Genomic DNA, 22748 nt, shown 5'->3' with positions numbered 1-22748 from the left:
CCAAGGAGATCCCATGGCTGCGGAATTCATCAGCGTCAGCTTTCCCAACGCGTCCAATGATCTGAACCCCATCCCGGATGCTCCGGTCGATCCGCTCTTCCTGGAACGTTATGCGCGTGCGCTGGACGATTACGGTTTCAACTACACGCTCATCCCCTATTCCTCTTCCTCGTTCGATCCCTTCACACTGGGCGCAACGGTGCTTGCGCATACGAAGAACATCAAGATCATCGTCGCGCTCCGACCCAACACCGTTTATCCGACGGTTGCCGCCAAATCCCTCGCCACGCTCGACCAGCTGAGCGGCGGGCGCGTCGTCGTCCACTTCATCGCGGGCGGCAGCGACGAGGAGCAGGCGCGAGAGGGAGATTTCCTCAACAAGGAAGAGCGTTATGAACGCCAGGAAGAATATATCCGCATTCTCCGCCTTGCCTGGAGTTCGACCGAGCCCTTCGATTTCGACGGCAAATATTACCAGTTCAAGCAGTTTCGCAGCGCCGTGCGTCCCACCAACGGCCTGATCCCTATTTCGCTCGGCGGTTCGTCGGATGCCGCCTATCGTATCGGCGGCTCGCTGTGCGACATTTTCGGCCTCTGGGGTGAACCGCTGGCTGAAACCAAGCAGCAGATCGACCGCATCTATGCCGAGGCCGCAAAAGCCGGCCGGACCGATCGCCCGCGCATCTGGGTTACCTTCCGGCCAATCGTGGCTGAAACGGATGAACTGGCCTGGGATAAGGCGCACAGGGTTCTCGACCGTCTGAACGAGAACCGCCAGAAGGGTCTTTCCCGCGCGCCGGTCAACGCAACACCACCCGCCAATATCGGCTCCCAGCGCCTGCTCGATATCGCCAAACGTGGCGATGTCCATGACCGCGCACTGTGGTATCCGACCGTCACCGCGACCAATGCAAGCGGCGCAACAACCGCTCTGGTCGGATCGCCGCGCACCATCGCCGACTCCATTCTCGACTATATCGATCTCGGCGCCGATCTGATTTCGATCCGTGGATACGACAATTATAACGATGCCGTCGACTACGGGCGATACATCCTGCCCCTCGTCCGCGAGGGTATTCGCGAACGCGAAGAGGCAAAGAAGAAGGCAGCCGCCTGATCACGGCGGTCCGGCCACGCCGTCGGACCCATCCACCTCTTCTTCCAGGACAGGGATCATCCACGCCAGCAACGGATGATCCCGCCTGCTGACCTTCAGAAAGCCGTTACCGCATGTCCTACGATCCCACCGCACTTGACGCCGCCGTGCACGCCGTTTCCGAAGCCGCACCGGATGCGGATCAGACCGGTCAGTTTCCCTGGACCGGTATTCGCGCCGTTCATCAGGCTGGGCTTCTCGAGAGCACCGTGGCCACGCGTTACGGCGGCCCGGGAGGCACCTTGAGCACCGCAGCCCATATTCTGGCGGCGCTTGGACGCGGCGATCCCTCTGTGGCGCTCATCAGCGCGATGACGATCTTTACTCATCTGGGACAGGCGGCGAAGGACCATTGGCCCGACGGGCTTTACAGGGACCTTCTTTCCAGGGCCAAACACCAGCCACTGCTGCTGAACGCCGCCCGTGTGGAGCCCGAGCTGGGCTCGCCGGCCCGTGGCGGATTGCCGGCCACGCGTGCGCACCGGACGGCGAATGGCTGGTCGATCACGGGCCGCAAGCGCTTCGTGACGGGCGCGCACGGCCTCACGCACTTCCTCGTCTGGGCGCACACCGACGAGGCGCAGGCTCGCGTCGGCACCTTCGTCGTGCCCAATGGCCTGCCCGGTATCAAGATCATAGAGAACTGGAAGAGCCTTGGAATGCGGGCGACCGGTTCGCACGACGTCGAATATACCGACGTTGAAATCCCGGCAGAAAATGTGCTTGAGCTCGTTGATCCCTCCGTTGCCCAGCAGGATAATCGCGGCCACGCGGCGATGACGCTTGCGCTGACCGCAATCTATCTGGGTGCGGCTGAGGCCGCTCAGGAAGCGTTCATTCGCTTCGCGCATGAACGCGTGCCCGCCAATCTGGGCCATGCCATTGCGCGAACAGAACGTTTCGTTACGCTTTCGGGCGAGATCGACCTTTTGGTCTCCGGCGCCCGGCAGATCATCTTTGGCGCGCTCGCAAACCATATCGGCGATGCCGAACACCTGATAAGGGCCCGGCTTCTCGCCGGCCGGCAAATCCGCGAAGCCGTCCAGATAGCCGTTCGCGGCATCGGCAATCCCGGCCTCAACGCCGATCTCGGCCTCGAGCGGCATTTCCGCGATATCCAGTCGGTTCTCGTCCATGCTCCCCAGGAGGACACCTCCGTCGCCATTCTCGGACACGCCGCCTTTGACCGCTGGAAAACGAGCGGGAATGACCGGTCGGCACCCAATCTGTCGATCCTGAAGACGGCTTGAAACGCGGTGACAAACCGCCTTTCCTTCGGATCACGACGTCCAGCATATCCTTGCTTTTAGCCTCCATTGCGAATGGCGGGTTGAGATGACGTCCGGCAAAGGGTATCAGGTGCCACTCCCAGGCGGAGCTTCCGCAAGCAACAAGGCGCATCCTGACATGATCCCGGACTTCCTCGTCACCCATTCCGGTGGCTTCCATGCCGACGAACTGCTGTCGAGCGTCGTGCTCACCCGGCTTTTCCCGCAGGCACGCCTGATCCGCAGCAGGGCGCCCGAATGGATCGCGCCCGGCGCAGACCGCATCGTCTATGACGTCGGCGGTGTTTATGACGCGGCGAAGGGCGCCTTCGATCACCACCAGCGCGGTGCACCGTTGCGGGAGGACGGTCAGCCCTATAGTTCGTTCGGACTGATCTGGAAGCATTTCGGCCGCGATTATCTCGCCGCCTTTGGCGTTCCTGAAGACCATATCGAAACCGTTCACGCCTCTTTCGATGCCAGCTTCGTGCTGCCGGTCGATCTGGTCGACAATGGCGCGCTCAGCCCCTCCACCGCCGGGGCACTCGCCGGGCTGACCCTGCCCGTCCTGCTGGAAACTCTGAAGCCTGTTTTCGACGAAACAGATCCCGAAGCGGACAATCGCAGTTTCCACGCGGCGCTGGCGATCGCCCGCAGCTTCGTGGAGGCAAAGATTGCCAACAGCGCCGCGAAATTGCGGGCTGAAGCGCTCGTGAGCCGGGCTATCGTGGATGCCGGCGAGGGACATATTCTGGAACTGCCGATGGGAATGCCGTTTCGGCCCGCCATCAAGAAGGCGGGCGCCGACCATCTGCTCTTCGTCGTTCATCCACGCAACAACGACTGGTGCCTGACCGGCATCCGCCGCGCGGATGAAGGCTTTGAACTGCGGGCGGATCTGCCGGCGGCCTGGGCCGGCCTGACGGACAAAGATCTGGAAGCGGTTTGCGGCGTCGAAGGCGCGAGCTTCTGCCACAACGGCCGATTTGTCGCGGCGGCCAGAACCCGCGATGCGGCACTCGCCATGGCGGAGCTGGCGGTAAAAGAGGCGACCACAGCCAAACAGTGACATGGTAGCCGACCGTGCAACCACGCATTTGGGCCGGCAGCGGGAGGCGAAATTAAGCCCCGATGCGGGTTTTGATCTTGCCCATACCCAGTTCTCGGTACGTCTGAGGAAATTCGCCGGCGCGCGCCCTTGAGCGTCAGCCCGCCGTGGTTATCCTGCCCGAATTATGGCGGTCACACACGTATTGAGGAGTACGCGGCCGCTTTCGGGGAGGATATCATGAAGTTTCTGTTGGCCGTTTCGCGCGCCATCGATGCCGCCAATGCAGCCATTGGCAAAGGCATTTCCTGGCTGCTTCTCGCGGCCATTTTCATCAGCGCCATCAATGCCGCCATGCGCAAGGCGTTTTCGATGAGTTCCAACGCCTGGCTTGAATCGCAGTGGTATTTGTTTTCCGCCGTGTTTCTGATCGCCGCCGCCTACACGCTTCTTAACAACGAGCATGTGAAGGTCGATCTTGTCTACGGAAATCTTCCGCGTAAAGGGCAGCTGTGGGTCGATATTCTCGGGACCATCTTCTTTCTCATGCCCTTCTGCCTCATCACGGTCTATCTCTCCTGGCCGGTGTTTCTGCAGAAACTTGCTTCCGGTGAGGTTTCAAACAACACGGGCGGCCTCATTCAATGGCCCGTCTGGGCGCTGATACCGATTGGCTTCAGCCTTCTCGCCATCCAGGGCGTTTCGGAACTCATCAAGCGTGTCGCGATCCTGCGCGGCGATATCCCCGATCCCGTTGCAGAGGCTGACGCCGCGGCGGCAATGCTCTGATCGAAGGAAAAAACAATAATGGCATTCATTGCGGAAAATCTCGCGCCCATCATGTTTGCGGCGCTCATCATCGTGCTGTTGCTCGGCTATCCCGTGGCCTTCGCGCTAGCCTTTGTCGGCTTTTTCTTCGGCTTCATCGGGATCGAACTCGGCCTGCTGCCGGCGACGCTGTTCCAGGCCATTCCCGATCGCATATTCGGCCAGATGTCGAACGAAACGCTGCTGGCGATACCGTTCTTCACCTTCATGGGGCTCATTCTTGAAAAGAGCGGCATGGCGGAGGATTTGCTGGACACGATCGGTCAGCTGTTTGGACCGGTCCGCGGCGGCATTGCGTTTGCCGTGATCTTCGTCGGGGCAATTCTGGCCGCCACCACCGGCGTCGTCGCCGCCTCGGTTATCTCGATGGGCCTCATCTCGCTTCCCATCATGTTGCGCTATGGTTATGACCGCAAGGTCGCCGCCGGCACGATCGCGGCTTCCGGCACGCTGGCGCAGATCATCCCGCCCAGCCTCGTGTTGATCGTGCTGGCCGACCAGCTCGGCCGCTCGGTGGGCGACATGTACAAGGGCGCACTCGTTCCGGGTCTCATGCTCGTGGCGGCCTATGCGCTTTATATCATCGTGACCTCGATCATCAGCCCCACGAAAGTCCCGGCCCTGCCGCTGGAGGCGCGGACCCTGCGCGGCACCAAGCTGCTGCTCAAGGTCATCACCTCGCTGGTGCCGCCGCTCGTCTTGATATTCCTCGTGCTCGGCACGATCTTCCTCGGGATCGCCACCCCCACGGAAGGCGGGGCCATGGGTGCTGTCGGCGCGCTCGCCCTTGCGCTTGCCAACCGCAAGCTCAATTTCGGTCTGATCCAGCAGTCGCTGCACGCCACGGCGAAGCTGTCGTCCTTCGTGCTGCTCATCCTGCTCGGCGCGCGCGTCTTTTCCCTGACCTTCTATGGCGTGAACGGCCACGTCTGGGTCGAGCATCTGATGACATCGATCCCGGGCGGCGAGATCGGCTTCCTGATCGTCGCCAACCTGCTGGTCTTTTTCCTGGCCTTCTTCCTCGATTATTTCGAGCTGGCCTTCATCATCATCCCGCTGCTGGCGCCGGTCGCCGATGCGCTTGGCATCGACCTGATCTGGTTTGGCGTGATGCTGGCGGTCAACATGCAGACGTCGTTCATGCACCCGCCCTTCGGTTTCTCGCTGTTCTTCCTGCGGTCCGTCGCACCGACGCGCGCCTATAAGGACCGGATCACGGGACAGACCATCCAGCCGGTCACCTCGTCCCAGATCTACCTAGGCGCCATTCCCTATCTGTTCATCCAGCTGACCATGGTCGTCATCATCATCGCCTTCCCCGGCATCGTGATGCACTACAAGTCAGGCGCCAAGGTGGCGGATCCTTCGTCCGTCCATATCAACGTTCCCATGCCGAGTGCGGGAACGGACGCCGATCCCTTCGCCAATCCTTTCTCGGCACCCGGCAACAGCGCACCGAGCTTCGGAAAGCCGGCCACCCCATGACAATCGGCCGGGCACAAAAGCGCCCGCCGCAACAAAAATCGCTGACGTTCAATAGGAGGAGGTAATCTATGAAGGTCAACCCAGGTCGCAGACAACTCTTGTCGGGCGGCGTACTTGCAGGGGCGGCTGCGGCTGCTTCGGCACTTGCGACACCCGCCATAGCCCAGTCTTTGCCAACCGTTCGCTGGCGTCTCACGTCCGGCTTCCCGAACAATCTGGACACGATCTATGGCGGCGCCGTCGTCATGGCCAATGCATTGAAGGCGATTACAGGCGGAAAGTTCGAAATCCAGGTCTTTCAGGCCGGTGAAATCGTTCCCGGCGCCCAGGCCATCGACGCCGTAAAAGCCAATACCGTCGAGATTTCCCATACCTGCGGCTATTATTTCACCGGGAAAGATCCGACATTCGCCATCGGTTCGACCATCCCCTTCGGCCTGAACGCCCGCCAGCAGAACGCGTGGCTCTACCACGGCGGCGGCAACGAGGCTTACAACGAATTCCTTTCCGACTACGGCGTCATCGGCATTCCCGGTGGAGCGACGGGCGCCCAGATGGGCGGCTGGTATCGCAAGGAGATCAAGAGCATCGAGGATATCAAGGGCCTCAAGATGCGTATTGCCGGCGTCGCCGGACAGGTGCTCGCCAAGCTTGGCGCGGTGCCGCAGCAGCTTCCGGGCGGCGACATCTATCCGGCGCTGGAACGGGGCACCATTGATGCCGCGGAATGGGTCGGTCCCTATGACGACGAAAAGCTCGGCTTCTACCAGATCGCGCCTTATTACTATTATCCCGCGTTCTGGGAGGGTGGACTGACGATCCACTTCTTCGTCAACAAGGACCAATACGCAGCATTGCCTGATGAATACAAGGCAGCGCTCGACACCGCCTGCAAGGCAGCCAACATCAACATGCAGGCGCTGTACGACGTCAAGAACAAGGATGCGATCCGCTCGCTGGTTTCCAAGGGCACGCAGCTTCGCCCGCTGCCCCGCGATGTGCTCGACGCCGCCTACAAGGCGACCTTCGAGCTTTATGACGAGTACACCCAGAAGCATCCCGCATGGGCCAAGATCTATCCGGGCTGGAAGAAGTTCCGCGACGAGAGCTTCGAATGGTTCCGCGTCGCCGAATATACCTATGACAGCTACGGCTATGCCATGCAGACGGCCGGCAAATAAGCCGACATAGACTTTACCGAGGCCCCCGGATGGCGACATTCCGGGGCCTCGGGCCTCCAGCGGCTATTCTTTGATAAGCCCGTTATCGATTGCATAGCGGATGAGACCGGCGGTCGTCGCTATATCCAGTTTCCTCTTGATGTTCTTGCGATGGGTTTCCATCGTGCGCTCTGCAATATCGAGCGCCAGGGCAGCGTCGCGATTGCTCTTTCCGCGCGCGATCAGCAGCAGAACTTCCTGCTCGCGTGTCGTCAGCGCCTTCAGCCTGCCCGAAAACCCCTCCATCAGCACATCGCGAACGCCAGAGGAAAAATAGGTGCCGCCGGCAGCCACGGTTTCGATTGCAGCGACTATTTCTTCGGTCGCCACGTCCTTCAGAATGTAACCCGCCGCACCATACATGACCGAGGTCGATATATATTCCCGGCTGTCGTGCATCGACAGCATCAGCACCCGGGCGGAAAGCTGCTTTTCCTTGAACAGCTCCAGGGCATCGATGCCATTGATCTGTGGCATGTTGATATCCATCAGCACCACATCGGGCCGCGTGGCGACAGCCGCGTCGATACCGGCCATGGCGGACACCGCGGTTCCAACGACTGCGAGATGCTCGTAAGTCTCGAGGACGGCCCTCAACCCATCCAGAACCAGAGGATGGTTGTCGATCAACAACACACGGATCGGATGAACGGTCACTCGGCGGCCTCCTGCAAGCCGCTATTGCGTTCCTTCATGGCGGTGATGGGCAGCACCGCCCGCAGAACGGTTCCCCTTGCCGAGCTTTCGACATCCAGCCTGCCCCCGAAATGCGTCATGCGTTCCTGCATGTTTCTCAAACCGAGCCCCTTGCTTGCCGGCATCCCGTTTTCTGTCCGAACGGCCGGAAAGCCGCGGCCATTGTCGCTGACATCCATCTGGACCCGTTCATCGCGACTGGAGAACCGGATGGCGACCTGCGTCGCACCGGCATGGCGCTCGATATTGGTCAGCGCCTCCTGTGCGACACGGTAAAGCGCAACCCGTGCCTCCGGGACAAGCATATGCTTGAAGGCCACGGATTCAAGCGTCGCCGCAATTCCCGTGCGTTCGGAAAAACTCGAGATCAGGGATTCCAGAGCTGCCGTCAGCCCCAGATCGTCGAGAACACGCGGGCGAAGATCATGCGAGATGCGGCGGACTTCCTTGATCGCTTCGTTCAGCGCAATGGCGCCTTTGCCGATTGCCTCGACAGCGCCGACATTATCCGGCGTGACCTTGCGCCGCGCGAGATCGATCGCAAAACGCACGCCGACGAGATTTTGGGAAATGCCGTCATGCAGCTCCCGGGCAATGCGCAGACGCTCCTCCTCCTGGGTATCAATGATCCTTTGCATCAATTCCTTGAGCCGGCCATCCGCCAGCCGCTGCTGGCGCAGATTGAGCAGCATGCAGGTGGCAAAGACCAGCAATACGGCGGGAACCGCAAACAGGGCGACGATCAGGAAGTTCCAGGTGATTGAATGCCGCAATTCCTCCTTCGCCGCCGTCGTCGTCGCAAAAACGTCGTCGAGGTAAACGCCGGTACCGATCATCCAGCGCCATTTGTCGAGGCCGGCCGCAAAGGAAAGCTTGTCGGCCATTTTTTTGGTGGAAGGCTTTTCCCACTTGTACTGAACCAGCCCTCCCCCCTTTTTCGCCTCGACGATCAGATCGTAGATCACCCGGTTGCCATCGGGATCATGGAGATCCAGCCAGTTGTTCCCCGGACGGAAATTCTGTCGCGGATGGACCACGTTCAGCCCGTCATAGTCATAGACAAAGAAATAGCCGTCAGTACCATAGTCGAGACCGGTCAGGATGCGCTTGACCTCTTCCTTCGCGGCCTCGTCATCAGGTCCTGCCCTGTCATAGACCGAGCGGATCGCCGAAAGGGCAAGATTGGTGAGGTTGAGGAGTTCAGCCTCCTTTGCAGCGAGCATGTTTCGTTCGAACGCATCGATGCTCGTGCGCGCCAGCGTCATGGACTGCCATGTAATCAGCGCCGTGATGACGATAATCGCAAGAACGAGAGGCCCGATGGCCAATGCGAGAATCTGGCTCCTGAGTTTCATGCGCCCCCCGACACATTCATCTTGCACTCTTCACAACACTTAATGCCGCAATTTGGCGACGTTGGAAAGCGAGCAGCGCGACATGGCGGTGAGCGCCCGTCCAGGCTTGTAACCCGACGGGAGCTTTCAATCATTTCTGTGGCGCGTGGGGGTAAGCGGCGTTCCCGTTTTTGTCAGGCCTGATCCAATGCAAGGGTCAGATCGGCGACAAGATCGTCGGGATGTTCGATGCCGATTGACAGCCGGATCGTGGAATCCAGCACACCGATGCGCTGGCGGACATCGGCAGGAACTCCCGAATGCGTCATCGTTGCGGGGTGAGATGCAAGAGACTCCGTGCCGCCGAGGCTTACCGCGAGTTTGAATATGTTGAGCGCATTGAGAAATTTGAAAGATGCGGCCTGCCCGCCGACGATGTCGAAAGAAAAGGTCGATCCCGCGCCGGAGCATTGAGCGGCGAATACCCTGCCAACCGCGGATGCCGGATCGCTGAACGGCAGGTAATGGATTTTCTCGACCTTGGGATGCGCATTCAGGAATTCCGCTACGACCCTGGCGTTGCTGTCGGCCCGCTCCATCCGGATCTGCAGCGTCTCAAGGGAACGTCCGAGCATCCAGCACGAATGCGGATCGAGCTGCGTGCCGATTGCTCCACGCAACGCCTTCACCTGTTTCATGACATCCTTCCGGCCGAGCGCTGCCCCGGCAATGAGGTCGGAATGTCCGCCAACATATTTCGTCAGCGAATAGAGCGAGATGTCCGCGCCGTATTCGATGGGCCGCTGGAACACCGGACCGAGAAGCGTATTATCGCAGGCGATGATCGGCCTGTGCCCCTGCCTTTCGCTGATCACATCGGCGACCCGGCTCATCATCGAAATGTCGACAATGCTGTTTGTCGGATTGGCGGGGGTCTCGATGAGGATGACGGAGACCCTGCCTTTCGCCATCGCCTCTTCTGCGGCAGCCATCACCGAGGTCTCGCTGACACCATCGGCGAAACCCACCGCCGAGACGCCGAAATTATGGAAGGTCTTGGCCAGCAGCGTCTCCGTGCCGCCATACAGCGGCTGGGAATGCAGCACGGTGTCACCGGGCCGCACGAAGGCGAAAAGCGTCGTTGAAATGGCGGACATGCCCGAGGAGAACAGCGCACAGCTCTCGGTGCGCTCATAAACCGCAAGACGATCCTCGACGATCTCGCTGTTCGGATGGTTGAAGCGCGAATAGACGAGGCCCGCGCCCCTGCCCTCCGGCGGCTCCTTGCGGCCGGAGACGTAGTCGAAGAAGTCGCGCCCGTCTTCCGCCGATTTGAAAACGAAGGTCGATGTCAGGAACACGGGAGGCTTGACGGCACCCTCCGACAATTCCGGATCATAACCGTAATTCAGCATCTGGGTTTCAGGATGGAGAGCATGGTTGCCGATATGGGTTTTGGACGGATGCGGCGCAGTCATTTCCGATGATCCCTCAGCTGGCGTTGAACTACCTGCAGGTTACACCCAGTGAAACCAAAATACCTTGCATTCTGAAGCGTCAAGTTGTCTCATGAAGCAATATATTGCGGAGAATGGTCATTTATGTCGCAAAAAATTGCAGACCCGATCGACAGGCGGATACTCAAGGAATTGTCTGCCGATGCGCGGATCACGAACAACGAACTTGCCGAGCGGGTCGGACTGTCCGCATCGGCGTGCCTGCGGCGGCTTCGACGCCTGGAAGAAATGGGCGCCATCAAAGGGTACTCCGCGATCATCAATCCGGCAATCGAGGGATGGACCATGACCGCCCTTGCGTCCGTCCGCCTCAGCCGCCAGCACGATGACGAAATCCGGATGTTCGAGGCGGCCGTACTTGACTGGGACGAGGTTCTCGAATGTCATCTGGTCACGGGTCCGAGAGACTACATGCTCAAGGTCATGTGCGGTGGGCTGGAGGATTACGAGCGTTTCATCAAGGACAAGATTGCAAAGCTGAAATGCGTGGAAACCATCGAGACCAGCTTCGTCATGAACACGATCAAGGCGCGGCGCATCTGAGCTTCGCGGCCACGGCGGCAATCCGCTTTCTCATCCGGCTCCCGCAACGCTCGGCATTGCAGGGTTCTAGAGGGGCCGGGGCGGCGCATGCCTGTTCCGGCCCGCCGCCCATCGGCGCTAATCGTTCCCGATTGCTTCGAGCCAGATGCTGACGGCAACCGCTCCCGCATCGGGATGTCCTATAGCCCGCTCGCCAAGATAGCTCGCGCGCCCGAGCCGCGGCTTCATCGACGTCGTCGCCTCGGCGCCTGCGATGCCTGCCGCCGAGGCGGATCGCCAGGCCACGTCGGCCGAAGCTCCGGCTGCGAGCTTGTCCCGGAACGTCTCAGCCGCCGGATGAAGCGAATCTATCATCGTACGGTCCCCCGGTTTCGCGCCACCGAGTTCCGAGACGGCAAGAACGGCAGCTCCGAACGCCTCCGCCATCTGTTGGGCCGTCGGCTTTTCGATCCCGGCAAGATGGCGCGAAGCGCGCATCAGGCCCGTGGCGTAAAAGGGGCCCGAGCTTCCGCCGATTGCCTTCCGCATCGCATTTGCCATCGCCATCAAGCCACCGGACACATCTGCGAAGCTCTCCCCGGGCAGCGTCAATATTGCTTCGGCACCTCGCACCATGCTTGTTCCAAGGTCACCGTCGCCCGTAACACTGTCCAGCTGCGTCAGTATGGGCTCTGCGACGATCAGAGCTCGGGCGACCCGCTCCGCCGCGGAACGCAGTCGTTCACCGGCGGCTGTTATCCTGATTTCCGCAGTCACGCTCTTCTTAACACCTGCCGAAGGCAAGACGCGGTTGCGGTTCACCGCACCGCCGCGCGGCCATGCGCCGGCATCGGTTGGCGCATCGATGAGGTTGAGCATTGCGTCGTCCACATCCATGACCGACAGGGAAAAGCCGGGCATATCGAGGGCGGAGAGGAAGGTACCGGCCCATGCCCTTTCGACCACGACGCCCTTTGATTCCAGGCGCGTGACGGCGGATCGCGCCACGACCGCAAGTTCCATTGGCGGCGTCGATCCCAGTCCGTTGACCAGAAGCGCAACCCGGTCGCCGCTCTTCAGCCTGCCATCGGCTTCGATCGTCTCGAGGACCAGATTCACAAGCTCGTCCGCCGATGCGATGGACATCCGCCGGACGCCCTGCTCGCCATGGATGCCGAGCCCGACTTCGATCTCAGCGTCGCCAAGGACGAAGCCCGGCCTGCCGACGGCAGGGAGCGTGCAGGACCCCAGCGATATTCCCATGGAGGACAATTTTCCGGCGGCTTCCCGGGCGATGCGGGCCACCTCTTGAAGGGGAAGCCCCTGCTCCGCGGCCGCGCCGGCGAGTTTGTGCACAAGCACTGTGCCTGCAATACCCCGGCGGCGATCGTCGGGAACTGTGTCCTTCAACGCAACGTCATCGGCAACGACCACGATCTCGACCGGAATTCCTTCAGCTCGCGCCAGCTCGGCCGCCAATCCAAAATTCAGCCGATCGCCGGTGTAGTTCTTGACGATAACCAGAGCGCCGGCGGGTCCGGCCGCAGCCCTGATGCCAGCAAGAACCGCATCGGTGCTTGGCGAGGTGAAGACATCGCCTGCCACCGCAACGGTGAGCATGCCCGCGCCCACATAACCCGCATGCGCTGGTTCATGGCCACTGCCCCCGCCCGACAGGACCGCCACCCTGCGCTTTTCCGGGGCCAGAAGGCCAGACCGGATAACGACATTCTCATCCGCAAGCAGGACCGTCGCGGGGCTGAGGGCCACCACGCCTTCGAGCATGTCCCGCACAACGGTGGCTGGATCGTTGATGAGCTTCTTCATGCCTTACTCCTCGATGCAGTTCGTTGGCCGGGGGGACGCGCACGTGCCCTGCTGACCGTGAACAAGCACGATCTCCCGGCCAATTTCAAGTTCCAGCTATTCGAACTCGCGACATCGATTGTGGGCGCGCGAGGGAAACACAGGTGCATATCCGCCATTGCCTCTCGCGGCGGAGGCGCTATCATGATCGCGCAGTAGGACGGTAAGCTTTGGGAGGAGCGATACGTGAGACGGATGTGGCCAGACGAATTTGCGTTTCTGCTGGACGGTGCAGAAGAGGTCGATCTACATATTCCATCGGCGGCGCATGACGATGGTTCGCCCGGAAAAACAATATCCAGAAAGGCCTTGAAAGCCCGGATCAGCCAGCAGGATTTTGAAAATATCTGGCATCTCGCAGAGGCCCGCTACCGGCTGAATGGCAGGTTCTCTGACAAAGCGATTACGCTGATCGCTAACAACCCCCACTACCAGAAATGGCACCCCTCCGACGGCGGCAGCATCGAAAGCGTCTCCGATAGCGGTCAGAAATACACGACACGCTATGTGATCGTGCACTTTCTTCTGGATGATGTCAGCGAAGCTGTCGAAGCCTGAAATCCGGAGAGGCGGTTCCTGCCGGTGAGTGGTGGAGGGGCCTCGAAAGCCATATTTCGTGGATTTAGAACTGGGAGCAACAGTTTGCGCTTGGCCCATTGCTCATGTCGTCAGCTAACTGTGGTGACAAGCGGAGAACCCCGCAAGGTCTCCGTTTGTCACTGCCGTGCATGCCAGCATCGTACCGGCTCAGCGTTCGGAGTCGCGGTATTTTATGAAGCCGATCAAATTACTGCGTCGGGAGAATACCAAACCTACATGCGCCCTGGAGATAGCGGAAAGAGCCTGGAGTTCCGCTTCTGCCCCGCCTGTGGATCGACCGTCTATTGGATGCCGGAATTTCGGCCCGATCTCATCGCCGTCGCCTTGGGCTGCTTTGAGGATTCAGGTGCCATGGAACCAACTCAGAGCGTTTATGAGGAGACCCGCCATACTTGGGTTTCCCTATCTTTTCGAGATACTGGAGAGAGATGTTGAGGGGCAAGTTCACTGCAGGGAGATCGGCCATCCGTCGGATCGATACAGAGTCATGCAAAGTTTGAGTTGACCCTCCTGGACGGTGAGGTGACACTTGAATGCCGAAACGATGGGGGAATTGATGGACCAACCACACCGATGGCGCCATATGGCAAGCGCGCCGAAAAACGGAGATCGGATTCTCATCACGATACGTCCGTCCGAACAAGGGCCATCCCAAGTAGACCTTGCGTACTGGTCGAAGGGCGACCAGTACGGTTCAGAAGGCTGGCGTGCCTCAGACTCTTCGCCAGGGCGGATCATCGAATACTCGGAGCCGGAATTGAAGTGCTGGATGCCTATGCCCTCAGCCAATACCGATGGCCTTGCGATGCCCGCTCCCTGGGAAGGCGGCGACGACCGGGAGCTTGATGGGTCTGGGATTTGAGGATAAAGCCAAAGCAATGAGCCCGCGACGGTCACCGTCACCCAGTGGGTGGCGACTCTTCCGGAAACTGATCGACCAAAATCTGCTCGACAACTTTCGCCAGTTTGCGCACAGCAAAAATTAAGGAGAACCGGACAATTTGTTCTCCGGCTACTGTTGGAGAATAACAATGCGGGCTCGGCGTTGGCGTGTAATAGCTGTGGGAATATTTCTGGCCATAATCGGAGCCGCACTCCCCATTGCCGCCATGGCCTGGACCTCCTGGCGGGTCGCGGTCCAAAAGGAACTCGACATCCTTAATCTGGTTGCCGAAAGGTCACTCGCGCGCGCCGACAATACATTCAAGGAAGCGCAAGGCGCGCTGGAAGCAATCGAAGCCGCGCATCTTCCTGCGTGTTCGGATCAACATATCGCACAAATGCGGATCGTGACGATCAATGTGCCGTCGATCGAAGAGATCGGTTATTTCGAAAACGGCGTCATCAAATGTACCTCCTGGGGCCGCACCGCAGGAAACATCGCCAAATCCCATGTCGACTACGTCACGTCCGAAGGCATCGAAGTGACGTTGCGTATTCAGCCGGGTGTTAGCCATGGCGATCAGATGACGAGTTTGCACCTCGGCCACCACAACGCGCTCGTCGCCCCTTCCCGCTTTGTCGATATCATACTGAGAGACGGAATGTCTCTCGCGCTCCTCAACGATCATGGGCAGGTCATCAGCACGCAGAATCAGCCGGATGCACGCATTGTCACGGCGCTTGCGGTGCAGGCGGGCCGAGGTGTCGATGATGCCTCGCTCTACTCGGTCGTAAAAGACGGTGGGCTGACCGCAGTCATCCTCGAACCGAGGGCGGCGATGCGAGAGAAACTCCTGCGCGAGCTGATGGTTCTTTTGCCGATAGGAGCATTCATCGCGTCCTTTATCGTCGGAATCATCGTCTGGATGTCGCGCAAGCGGTTGTCGCCGCAAACAGAATTGGAAATCGCAATTCGGAATCGTGAATTTGTCGTCCATTATCAGCCGATTATCGATCTGAGGACCAATATATGCGTTGGCGCGGAGGCGCTCGTCCGCTGGAAACGGCCCGACGGCACCCTTGTAAGGCCGGATTTTTTCATTCCCCTTGCTGAAGAGACCGGGCTGATAGAGCCTATTACCGATCAGGTCGTCGAAGCCATTATTGCGGATATCGGGCCGATCCTCGTTGAGGACCGTACGCTGCACATTGCCGTCAATCTCTGTGCCCAGGACATCAAAACCGGACGAATTTTGGAGTTTATCGATCAGCGTCTGGCGCCTGCCGGTATCCGCAATGAGCAAATATGGCTCGAAGCGACGGAGCGCGGTTTCATCGACATCGACGCGGCCCGGATTACCCTGGATAAAGCGCGCAAGGCGGGACATTCCGTCGCGATAGACGATTTCGGCACCGGCTATTCCAGCCTTCAATATTTGCAGGGGCTCCCCATGGATGCCCTGAAGATCGACAAGTCCTTCGTCGACACGATCGGCAGGAACACCGCAACCAGCACCGTCACGCTGCATATTATCGGAATGGCGCGTGAACTTGGCCTTTTCTCCGTCGCCGAAGGTATCGAGACGGAGGAACAGGCAGCCTATCTGCGGGAACACGGCGTGGACTTCGGTCAGGGCTGGCTTTTTTCGAGGCCCCTCCCCGCCCAGCAATTTATCGCTTTCCAGCGGCAAAACAAATCGGAATACGGTGCCGCTCCGGAGGTTATTCAAGCGGCGTCTGTCGAAGCGGTGGAAAAGAACCCCTCACTTTGATGGTCTGTTTCGGACCGCCGGAACGCAAATTTTCTGCGGAACAATCGGTAGATGTTGAAGTTACTCTTCTTCAGGAGGAGGACCATCTATGACCATCAAAGCCATTTTTGTGGGGGCAACCGCTGCCTTGACGACGCTTTTTTCCACTGTGGCACTGGCGCAGACCGACCTGACCATGTGGTATCACGGCGCGGGCAATGTGGAAGAACGCAAGATTCTGGCCGGCATCATCGAGGACTTCAATTCGTCCCAGTCGGACTGGCGGGTATCGCTTCAGGAATTTCCCCAAACCGCCTATAACGAATCCGTCACCGCCGCCGCGCTCTCCAACAAGCTGCCAGACATTCTGGATGTCGACGGCCCGAACATGCCGAACTGGGCCTGGTCCAGTTATCTGCAGCCACTGCAGATCGACGAGGCAAAGCTTGCCAATTTCCTGCCGGGCGCTGTCGGGAAATGGGGAGACAAGCTCTATTCGGTCGGCCTGTGGGACGCGGCCGTAGCGGTATTCGCCCGTAAATCCATTCTCGATGAAAATGGCATTCGCATTCCGACGCTGGATCAGCCGTGGAGCGGCGAGGAATTTAATGCAGCGCTCGAAAAGCTCGCGGCCGGCGGCAAGTTCGAATATGCGATCGACCTCGGCATGGCCGATAAAACCGAATGGTACAGCTATGCCTTCAGCCCGTTTCTGGAAAGCTTCGGCGGAAGCCTGATCGACAAGGAAAACTACCAGACTGCCGAGGATTTCCTCAACGGAGACAATGCCATCAAGTTCGGGGAATGGTGGCAGTCCCTGTTCCAGAAAAAACTGGCACCCGGAACATCGCAATCGCCTGCCGACCATGAAACCGGCTTTCTGGAAGGCCGCCACGCGCTGCAATGGATGGGCAACTGGGTTGCAGTGAAGGCTCTGGAGAAATATGGAGACGATCTGTTGTTCCTGCCTGCCCCCGATTTCGGGAACGGTCCAAAGATCGGCGCAGGATCCTGGCAGTTTGGTGTATCGGCCACCAGCAAGCATCCCGAAGGCGCATCCGCCTTCATCGAATTCGCCATACAGGACAAATATCTCGCGCAGTTCTCCGATGCGATCGGCCTGATCCCGGCCACGTCTTCCGCAGCCCAGATGACGGAGAACTATAAACAGGGTGGCCCGCTCGAAGTTTTCTTCGAGCTCTCCAAGCGTCAGGGAACGTTGCGCCCGGTGACGCCGGCTTACGCCTTCATCTCGCCGGTGTTTTCCAAAGCGGTGTCCGACATTGCCAATGGCGCGGATGTTGCCGATACGCTGGACAACGCGACCGACGAGATAAACAACAACATAGAGCGCAATTCCGGTTACCAACCCAAATAGGGGGAGGTTGTCGATGGCACTCTTGTCTTCAAAGGGAAAATTGACCCGGGACAGCTTTACGGGCTGGTTCATGGCCGCACCGGCGATGGCGCTGATCGGGCTGTTCCTGATCACGCCCTTTCTGCTGGGGCTCGGGTTTTCCTTCACCAACCAGCGGCTGACATCTCCCAATCCGACCGAGTTTGTCGGCGTTGAAAATTACACCCGGCTGCTGGGTATCGGCGTGCTGACGCTCGAGCCGGAAAGGGAGGCGGATGGCGCAATCTCCTATCCGCGAATTCGCACTTTCACCCGCAACAATCCTCACTATCCCCATCTGGACGGAATGCGGGAATATAAGAGCTTCAGCTGGGGTGAGAACCAGATCGTCATTCTGGCACGCGACGTCGTGTTTTTGACAGCGCTCGTCAACACGCTTTCCTTCGTGGCGGTCGTTGCGCCGGTTCAGGCGGCGCTGGCGTTGTTTCTTGCCCTGTTGGTGAACCAGAAGATTCCCGGCGTCACGATTTTCCGCGCGGTCTACTTCATGCCCGTCGTGCTGTCGGTTGTGGTGGTGGCGTTGCTCTGGCGGTTTATTTATGCGGCGGATAATGGGCTCCTGAACAGCCTTTTGAGTTACATGAGCTTCGGGCTGTTCCAGCCAGTCGACTGGCTGGGCAGGACCGATACCGCCCTGTGGGCCATCTTGGTCATGTCCGTCTGGCAGGGGGTCGGTTTCCACATGGTCATATGGCTTTCCGGCCTGCAAACAATCTCTCCGGATCTTTACGAGGCGGCTGATATCGAAGGAGCGAGCCGCTGGCAGAAGTTCAGCATGATAACCTGGCCGCTGCTGCGCAACACGGCCGTGCTAATTATCATCGTCATTACCATGCAGGCTTTTGCCCTTTTTGCGCAGATCGATGTGATGACCAAGGGCGGCCCCCGCGATTCGACGCAAAGCATCGTCTATCAGGCGGTTGAGCGGGGATACCGACAGCAGGACATCGCGGCAGGTTCGGCAATTTCGGTCGTCCTGTTCCTGCTTGTCCTGTGCATCTCGCTAACCCAACGATACCTGACAAGGGAGAAGCAATGATGCAGGCTGGACAACGCAAGAGCCTCGCTTTTCTCATCGGCAACTATCTACTCATGCTCGCTTTCGCGGCGATCTTCATTTTGCCTCTCTTGTTCATGGGCTTCTCGTCGCTGAAACCGAACGACCAGCTGCTCAGTGATGCCACGTCGATACGAGCTTTCCTGCCGGTGGGAGACCTTTCGCTCGAAAACTACACTGCGGCTTTTGCCCGAGCGCCGATTGCGACCTTCATATTCAACTCGGTGCTGGTAACGGGCGTTACCGTGTTTCTCGCCCTGCTGCTTGGCTCACTTGCCGCCTTCGCTTTCACCTTTTTGAACTGGCGTGGAAAGGATGTTCTCTTCTCGGTCATCCTCGCCACGCTCATCATTCCCTTTGAAACCATTGCCGTGCCGCTGCTGCTCGAAGTCAACAATCTGCCATGGATCGGCAGCAACGGGTTTACCTGGGGATGGCTCAACTCCTGGCATGTGCAGATCATCCCATGGATCGCAGACGGGCTGACGATTTTCCTCTTCGTGCAATATTTCAAGGATCTGCCGAAGGAGTTGCTGGAGGCCGCGCGCATCGACGGGGCCGGCTGGCTGCGGATTTACGCTCAGGTGGTCATGCCGCTCAGCGGCCCGGTCATCGCAACGGCTGCGATCCTGAAGTTTCTCGTCATGTACAGCCAGCAATATCTATGGCCGCTTCTCGTTACCCAGTCCGAGGCCTACAGGCCGGTCATGGTGGGGCTGCAATATTTCTTCCAGCTCAACACACCCTGGGGTGAAGTCATGGCTTATCTCACCATCATCACGCTGCCGGTGCTGATCTTTTATCTCTGCCTGCAGAGGCTGTTCATCTCCAGTATCGCGGCAAGCGGGATAAAGGGATAGCAATTGCATGAAGGGCAAGTCGCGCGACGTAATATGCGAGCGGATAAACCGCCTGAAACAAAGCGACAAAGTGCTTAAACGCTTTACTCATGCTCGCGACGGGGCTGAAATACGGGCGACGGCCGGGCCTTTGCGGGAGCGAAGGAAGAATTCGGAAAATTATCCGCGCCTGAATCATTACGAGTTCGACCTGCCTGCTGGCTCAGTTGGATGCCCTTCTTACACTAACGGGTTGTGCCGCTCTGGAGGATAAGGCTAATGAAAATGAGATTTCTCAGTGAAGCTGTTCTCGCCTTGATGTTTTCCGTCGCAATCGCCTCCGCCCAGCAGGCGTCCGACATAGTGGCGCCCGAGAAAGCGACGGGGCTTGCGACTGCCAGACGCGTCCAGTCAAAGAGCTTCATGGTCGCGGCAGCCAATCCACTGGCAGCCCAGGCGGGGCGCGACGTGATCGCCGCGGGCGGTAATGCCATAGATGCGATGGTGGCAGTGCAGACCGTGCTGGGCCTCGTTGAACCGCAGAGTTCCGGTCTCGGCGGCGGCGCCTTCCTCGTTTATTACCACGCAAAAAGCGGCAGGCTGACGACGTTGGACGGCCGGGAGACGGCACCGATGGAAGCCACGCCAAAGCTTTTCCTGGATGACAAAGGTCAGCCGCTTAAATTCATGAACGCAGTCATCGGCGGTCGTTCCGTTGGCACGCCGGGAACGGTGCGACTTCTGGAGGAAGCTCACAAACGCTATGGAAAGGCCGAATGGGCAAGCTTGCTGAAGCCGGCGGAAACGCTGGCGACCGACGGTTTTCAGGTGTCGCCGCGCCTTGCCTCTCTGATCGCGTCCGAGGGTGACCGGCTGAAGACATATCCAGAGGCGCGGTCCTATTTCTATGACACCTCCGGGGCCGCGCTGCAGGCCGGTACTCCGTTGAAGAACCCGGCCTATGCCGAGACGCTTGCAGCGATCGCCAAGGACGGCGCCGATGCCTTTTACAAGGGGAAAATTGCCGAGGCGATCGTCAAGACGGTGCGCGAGGCAGCCGACAATCCTGGCGTGCTGTCACTTTCCGATCTTTCCAACTATCGCGTCATCGAGCGCGAACCGGTCTGCTTTATTTATCGTGCGCATGACGTTTGCGGCATGGGACCGCCATCGTCGGGAGGTATTGCCATCGGCCAGATACTCGGCATGGCGGAGAATTTCGATCTCAGGTCGCTGGGGCCGGAAAATGTCGAAAGCTGGCGCATTATCGGCGACGCGCAGCGTCTCGCCTTCGCCGACCGCGAGCGTTACGTCGCTGACACCGATTTCGTGCCGCTACCGGTCAAGGGCATGCTGGACAAGACCTATCTAGGCGAGAGGGCAAAGCTGCTTGACGGCGACAAGGCGCTGGCCAACGATGCCGTCAAGGCCGGTGAGCCGGAATGGGACCACGCGCTGCTTTTCGGCCGGGATGCCGCGCTTGAGTTGCCATCCACGAGCCATTTCGTCATCGTCGACAAGGAAGGCAACGTGGTCTCGATGACGACGACGATCGAAAGCGGTTTCGGCTCGCGTCTGATGACGAATGGCTTCCTGCTAAACAACGAGTTGACGGACTTTTCCTTCAAGACCCATGACGGCGGCCTGCCGGTTGCCAACCGCGTCGAGCCCGGCAAACGACCGCGCTCCTCCATGGCCCCGACGATCGTGATGAAGGATGGAAAACCGCTGCTCGCCATTGGTTCACCCGGCGGAAGCCAGATCATCGGCTATGTGGCGCAGGCGCTGATCGCCTATATCGACTGGGGAATGCCGGTTGAGACGATCGTCGCCCAGCCGCATCTCATCAACCGGTTCGGTACCTACGACATTGAGGCCAACACCAGCGCTGAAGATCTGGCCGGGCCGCTGAAGGCGCTTGGTTACGAGGTGAAACCGGGTGAGATGAATTCCGGTCTGCAGGCTATCGAGATAACCGCCCAGGGCTTGGCCGGCAGCGCCGACCCAAGACGCGAGGGAATGGCGGTAGGGGAGTGAACGCTCCGCCTGCGGAAAGTGCATGAGCGTAGACGGCAAAAATGCTCCATGCCGGAAACCGACACATCATCATGAAGTACCTCACTCTTGACATCCCCTCGCAGAACCTGTTTATACGCATAAGCAGCTAATACGAATTAGCAATCGACAGGAAACGAGGTTTCGATGGTTAGGCGCTTGACGCAACGGGACATTGCGATCTTCGCGGGGGTCAGCCAGGCGACGGTTTCGCTCGTCCTCAACGAGGCGAAATCCGCTGAAGGCCGTATCCCGCCTGAAACGCGAGAGCGCGTGCTGAAGGCCATTCGCGACACGGGTTATGTGGCGGACCCCATCGCGCGCAGCATGGTCAAGGGCGCCAACCGGATTCTGGGTGTATTCACCTATCAGCCGGCTTTTCCGATTGCGCAGGCGGATTTCTACACGCCCTTTCTGATGGGGATAGAGGAGGAAGCGGAGAGGTTGGGCTACGACCTTCTGCTGATGACGGCTGCGGCGCGCGACGATAACGGCCGCAAGCGTATCTTCGGGGAAACGGGTCGGCTTCGACTTGCAGACGGATGCCTGATTTTGGGCAGCCAGTTCGACCGCGATGAGCTGGCCCAACTCGTTGCCGGTAACTATCCCTATGTCGCAGTCGGCCGTCGTGACGATGCCGGCGGGCCGGTGCGTTATGTTGGCGCGGATTACGTGACAGCCACGCATGCTCTTGTCCGAGAGGCGCTTGTCGCCGGGCATCGCCGCTTCGCCTTTATCGGCGCGACGGGTCCGGCGGAATCCATCAGCGACCGCTGGCGTGGTTTTCTCGCCGCAATCGAGGGCGCAGCGGAACTGGTCTATTCCCACGAAAGCGAAAACGGCGATCCGGCCGAACAACTGGCCGCCGTTCGCGCCAGCGGCGCAAGCGTCGTTTTTTTTGCCGAAGTGGCCGAAGCGGTGATCTTCGACAATCATGCCCGCGCCCAGGGGGTGAGCGTCCCCGCCGATCTTTCCATCGTGGTGCTGGGCAGCGGCACCCGCACGCATACGCTTCGGTTGCAACGCGTCTTCACCTCCTATGCCATCCCCCGCGAAGAAATGGGCAGGCAGGCAACCTCCATGCTGGTCGAGACCCTCACCAGCCCCCCCGGCCCCGTAAAGCAGATATTGCTGGGCTGCGACATCGTGGCGGGCGAAACGCTCGGCTCCCCAACTCAAGGTCCAACCCAAGGAAAGAGAACCTGAC

20 protein-coding genes are annotated in these 22748 nt (G+C 59.5%); 16 read left to right on the top strand and 4 right to left on the bottom strand.

All coding sequences use genetic code 11. The features are described from left to right. Nucleotides 1-13 precede the first annotated feature (13 nt). From ACQZ5G_RS19665 to ACQZ5G_RS19640, 6 genes are all read left to right on the top strand, one after another. A complete protein-coding gene (locus ACQZ5G_RS19665) occupies nt 14-1117 on the top strand; it encodes an LLM class flavin-dependent oxidoreductase (RefSeq protein WP_003521836.1) in 1104 nt (367 codons plus the stop codon). Nucleotides 1118-1230: 113 nt separating this feature from the next. Then, nucleotides 1231-2406 (top strand): acyl-CoA dehydrogenase family protein, encoded by a 1176-nt coding sequence (locus tag ACQZ5G_RS19660; protein ID WP_448738750.1) that lies wholly within the window; start codon nt 1231-1233, stop codon nt 2404-2406. Between the two features lie 157 nt (nt 2407-2563). Beyond that, nucleotides 2564-3493 (top strand): MYG1 family protein, encoded by a 930-nt coding sequence (locus ACQZ5G_RS19655; protein ID WP_448738751.1) that lies wholly within the window; start codon nt 2564-2566, stop codon nt 3491-3493. A gap of 219 nt (nt 3494-3712) precedes the next feature. After that, entirely contained in the window at nt 3713-4261 is a 549-nt protein-coding gene (locus ACQZ5G_RS19650) for a TRAP transporter small permease subunit (RefSeq protein WP_174023024.1), read from the top strand. A gap of 15 nt (nt 4262-4276) precedes the next feature. Beyond that, a complete protein-coding gene (locus ACQZ5G_RS19645; protein ID WP_181424064.1) occupies nt 4277-5785 on the top strand; it encodes a TRAP transporter large permease subunit in 1509 nt (502 codons plus the stop codon). 68 nt (nt 5786-5853) lie between these two features. After that, entirely contained in the window at nt 5854-6966 is a 1113-nt protein-coding gene (locus ACQZ5G_RS19640; protein ID WP_020809088.1) for a TRAP transporter substrate-binding protein, read from the top strand. 63 nt (nt 6967-7029) lie between these two features. On the opposite strand, the gene mctR is transcribed toward ACQZ5G_RS19640, so the two are convergent. The 3 genes from mctR to ACQZ5G_RS19625 all read right to left on the bottom strand — a co-directional run bounded on the left by mctR (nt 7030) and on the right by ACQZ5G_RS19625 (nt 10513). Further along, nucleotides 7030-7662: a two-component system response regulator MctR gene (mctR, locus tag ACQZ5G_RS19635; protein WP_448738752.1), complete on the bottom strand. Its 633-nt coding sequence runs from the start codon at nt 7660-7662 to the stop codon at nt 7030-7032. Next, complete coding sequence (gene mctS / locus ACQZ5G_RS19630; protein WP_448738753.1) at nt 7659-9056, bottom strand: two-component system sensor histidine kinase MctS; 1398 nt, start codon at nt 9054-9056, stop codon at nt 7659-7661. Before mctS ends, mctR begins: the two co-directional genes overlap by 4 nt. Nucleotides 9057-9229: 173 nt before the next feature. Beyond that, nucleotides 9230-10513, bottom strand: coding sequence for a cystathionine gamma-synthase family protein (locus ACQZ5G_RS19625; protein ID WP_448738754.1), 1284 nt, complete (start codon nt 10511-10513; stop codon nt 9230-9232). 123 nt (nt 10514-10636) lie between these two features. On the opposite strand from ACQZ5G_RS19625, the gene ACQZ5G_RS19620 reads away from it, so the two are divergent. Next, entirely contained in the window at nt 10637-11095 is a 459-nt protein-coding gene (locus ACQZ5G_RS19620; RefSeq protein WP_003521846.1) for an Lrp/AsnC family transcriptional regulator, read from the top strand. 117 nt (nt 11096-11212) lie between these two features. Here ACQZ5G_RS19620 and ACQZ5G_RS19615 read toward each other — a convergent pair whose 3' ends face one another. After that, on the bottom strand, nt 11213-12901 hold the full coding sequence (locus ACQZ5G_RS19615) for a dihydroxyacetone kinase family protein (protein WP_448738755.1): 1689 nt from the start codon (nt 12899-12901) through the stop codon (nt 11213-11215). Nucleotides 12902-13135: 234 nt separating this feature from the next. Between ACQZ5G_RS19615 and ACQZ5G_RS19610 the strand changes: the two genes are divergently transcribed. The 9 genes from ACQZ5G_RS19610 to ACQZ5G_RS19570 all read left to right on the top strand — a co-directional run bounded on the left by ACQZ5G_RS19610 (nt 13136) and on the right by ACQZ5G_RS19570 (nt 22747). After that, nucleotides 13136-13498 carry a hypothetical protein gene (locus ACQZ5G_RS19610; RefSeq protein WP_020809082.1) on the top strand — a complete coding sequence of 121 codons (363 nt, stop codon included), beginning with the start codon at nt 13136-13138 and terminating at the stop codon, nt 13496-13498. A gap of 84 nt (nt 13499-13582) precedes the next feature. After that, nucleotides 13583-13975: a GFA family protein gene (locus tag ACQZ5G_RS19605; protein WP_003521849.1), complete on the top strand. Its 393-nt coding sequence runs from the start codon at nt 13583-13585 to the stop codon at nt 13973-13975. Between the two features lie 121 nt (nt 13976-14096). Beyond that, entirely contained in the window at nt 14097-14402 is a 306-nt protein-coding gene (locus tag ACQZ5G_RS19600; protein ID WP_035239040.1) for a hypothetical protein, read from the top strand. A 169-nt stretch (nt 14403-14571) separates the two neighbouring features. After that, on the top strand, nt 14572-16194 hold the full coding sequence (locus ACQZ5G_RS19595; protein WP_035239005.1) for an EAL domain-containing protein: 1623 nt from the start codon (nt 14572-14574) through the stop codon (nt 16192-16194). An 88-nt stretch (nt 16195-16282) separates the two neighbouring features. After that, a complete protein-coding gene (locus ACQZ5G_RS19590; protein ID WP_448738756.1) occupies nt 16283-17551 on the top strand; it encodes a sugar ABC transporter substrate-binding protein in 1269 nt (422 codons plus the stop codon). A gap of 13 nt (nt 17552-17564) precedes the next feature. Further along, nucleotides 17565-18629: a carbohydrate ABC transporter permease gene (locus ACQZ5G_RS19585; protein ID WP_448738757.1), complete on the top strand. Its 1065-nt coding sequence runs from the start codon at nt 17565-17567 to the stop codon at nt 18627-18629. Then, a complete protein-coding gene (locus ACQZ5G_RS19580) occupies nt 18626-19507 on the top strand; it encodes a carbohydrate ABC transporter permease (RefSeq protein WP_448738758.1) in 882 nt (293 codons plus the stop codon). Before ACQZ5G_RS19585 ends, ACQZ5G_RS19580 begins: the two co-directional genes overlap by 4 nt. Nucleotides 19508-19765: 258 nt before the next feature. Beyond that, nucleotides 19766-21523 (top strand): gamma-glutamyltransferase, encoded by a 1758-nt coding sequence (gene ggt / locus ACQZ5G_RS19575; protein WP_448738759.1) that lies wholly within the window; start codon nt 19766-19768, stop codon nt 21521-21523. 165 nt (nt 21524-21688) lie between these two features. After that, complete coding sequence (locus ACQZ5G_RS19570; protein ID WP_448738760.1) at nt 21689-22747, top strand: LacI family DNA-binding transcriptional regulator; 1059 nt, start codon at nt 21689-21691, stop codon at nt 22745-22747. The last annotated feature ends 1 nt before the right edge of the window (nt 22748 follow it).

The organism is Agrobacterium sp. 22-214-1, from assembly GCF_053522465.1.
The sequence above is the reverse complement of the archived record's forward strand: the minus strand, read 5'-3'. Positions and strand labels throughout refer to the sequence as shown.

What these genes read in the sequence shown, in the direction of transcription:
- ACQZ5G_RS19595 (WP_035239005.1), top strand. Translation starts at nt 14,572, where the DNA reads ATGCGGGCTCGGCGTTGGCGTGTAATAGCTGTGGGAATATTTCTGGCC.
- ACQZ5G_RS19615 (WP_448738755.1), bottom strand. Translation starts at nt 12,901, where the DNA reads ATGAAGAAGCTCATCAACGATCCAGCCACCGTTGTGCGGGACATGCTC.
- ACQZ5G_RS19620 (WP_003521846.1), top strand. Translation starts at nt 10,637, where the DNA reads ATGTCGCAAAAAATTGCAGACCCGATCGACAGGCGGATACTCAAGGAA.
- ACQZ5G_RS19610 (WP_020809082.1), top strand. Translation starts at nt 13,136, where the DNA reads ATGTGGCCAGACGAATTTGCGTTTCTGCTGGACGGTGCAGAAGAGGTC.
- ACQZ5G_RS19585 (WP_448738757.1), top strand. Translation starts at nt 17,565, where the DNA reads ATGGCACTCTTGTCTTCAAAGGGAAAATTGACCCGGGACAGCTTTACG.
- ACQZ5G_RS19590 (WP_448738756.1), top strand. Translation starts at nt 16,283, where the DNA reads ATGACCATCAAAGCCATTTTTGTGGGGGCAACCGCTGCCTTGACGACG.
- ACQZ5G_RS19580 (WP_448738758.1), top strand. Translation starts at nt 18,626, where the DNA reads ATGATGCAGGCTGGACAACGCAAGAGCCTCGCTTTTCTCATCGGCAAC.
- ACQZ5G_RS19660 (WP_448738750.1), top strand. Translation starts at nt 1,231, where the DNA reads ATGTCCTACGATCCCACCGCACTTGACGCCGCCGTGCACGCCGTTTCC.
- ACQZ5G_RS19600 (WP_035239040.1), top strand. Translation starts at nt 14,097, where the DNA reads ATGGACCAACCACACCGATGGCGCCATATGGCAAGCGCGCCGAAAAAC.
- ACQZ5G_RS19625 (WP_448738754.1), bottom strand. Translation starts at nt 10,513, where the DNA reads ATGACTGCGCCGCATCCGTCCAAAACCCATATCGGCAACCATGCTCTC.
- ACQZ5G_RS19650 (WP_174023024.1), top strand. Translation starts at nt 3,713, where the DNA reads ATGAAGTTTCTGTTGGCCGTTTCGCGCGCCATCGATGCCGCCAATGCA.
- ggt (WP_448738759.1), top strand. Translation starts at nt 19,766, where the DNA reads ATGAAAATGAGATTTCTCAGTGAAGCTGTTCTCGCCTTGATGTTTTCC.
- ACQZ5G_RS19570 (WP_448738760.1), top strand. Translation starts at nt 21,689, where the DNA reads ATGGTTAGGCGCTTGACGCAACGGGACATTGCGATCTTCGCGGGGGTC.
- ACQZ5G_RS19640 (WP_020809088.1), top strand. Translation starts at nt 5,854, where the DNA reads ATGAAGGTCAACCCAGGTCGCAGACAACTCTTGTCGGGCGGCGTACTT.
- ACQZ5G_RS19655 (WP_448738751.1), top strand. Translation starts at nt 2,564, where the DNA reads ATGATCCCGGACTTCCTCGTCACCCATTCCGGTGGCTTCCATGCCGAC.
- mctS (WP_448738753.1), bottom strand. Translation starts at nt 9,056, where the DNA reads ATGAAACTCAGGAGCCAGATTCTCGCATTGGCCATCGGGCCTCTCGTT.
- ACQZ5G_RS19665 (WP_003521836.1), top strand. Translation starts at nt 14, where the DNA reads ATGGCTGCGGAATTCATCAGCGTCAGCTTTCCCAACGCGTCCAATGAT.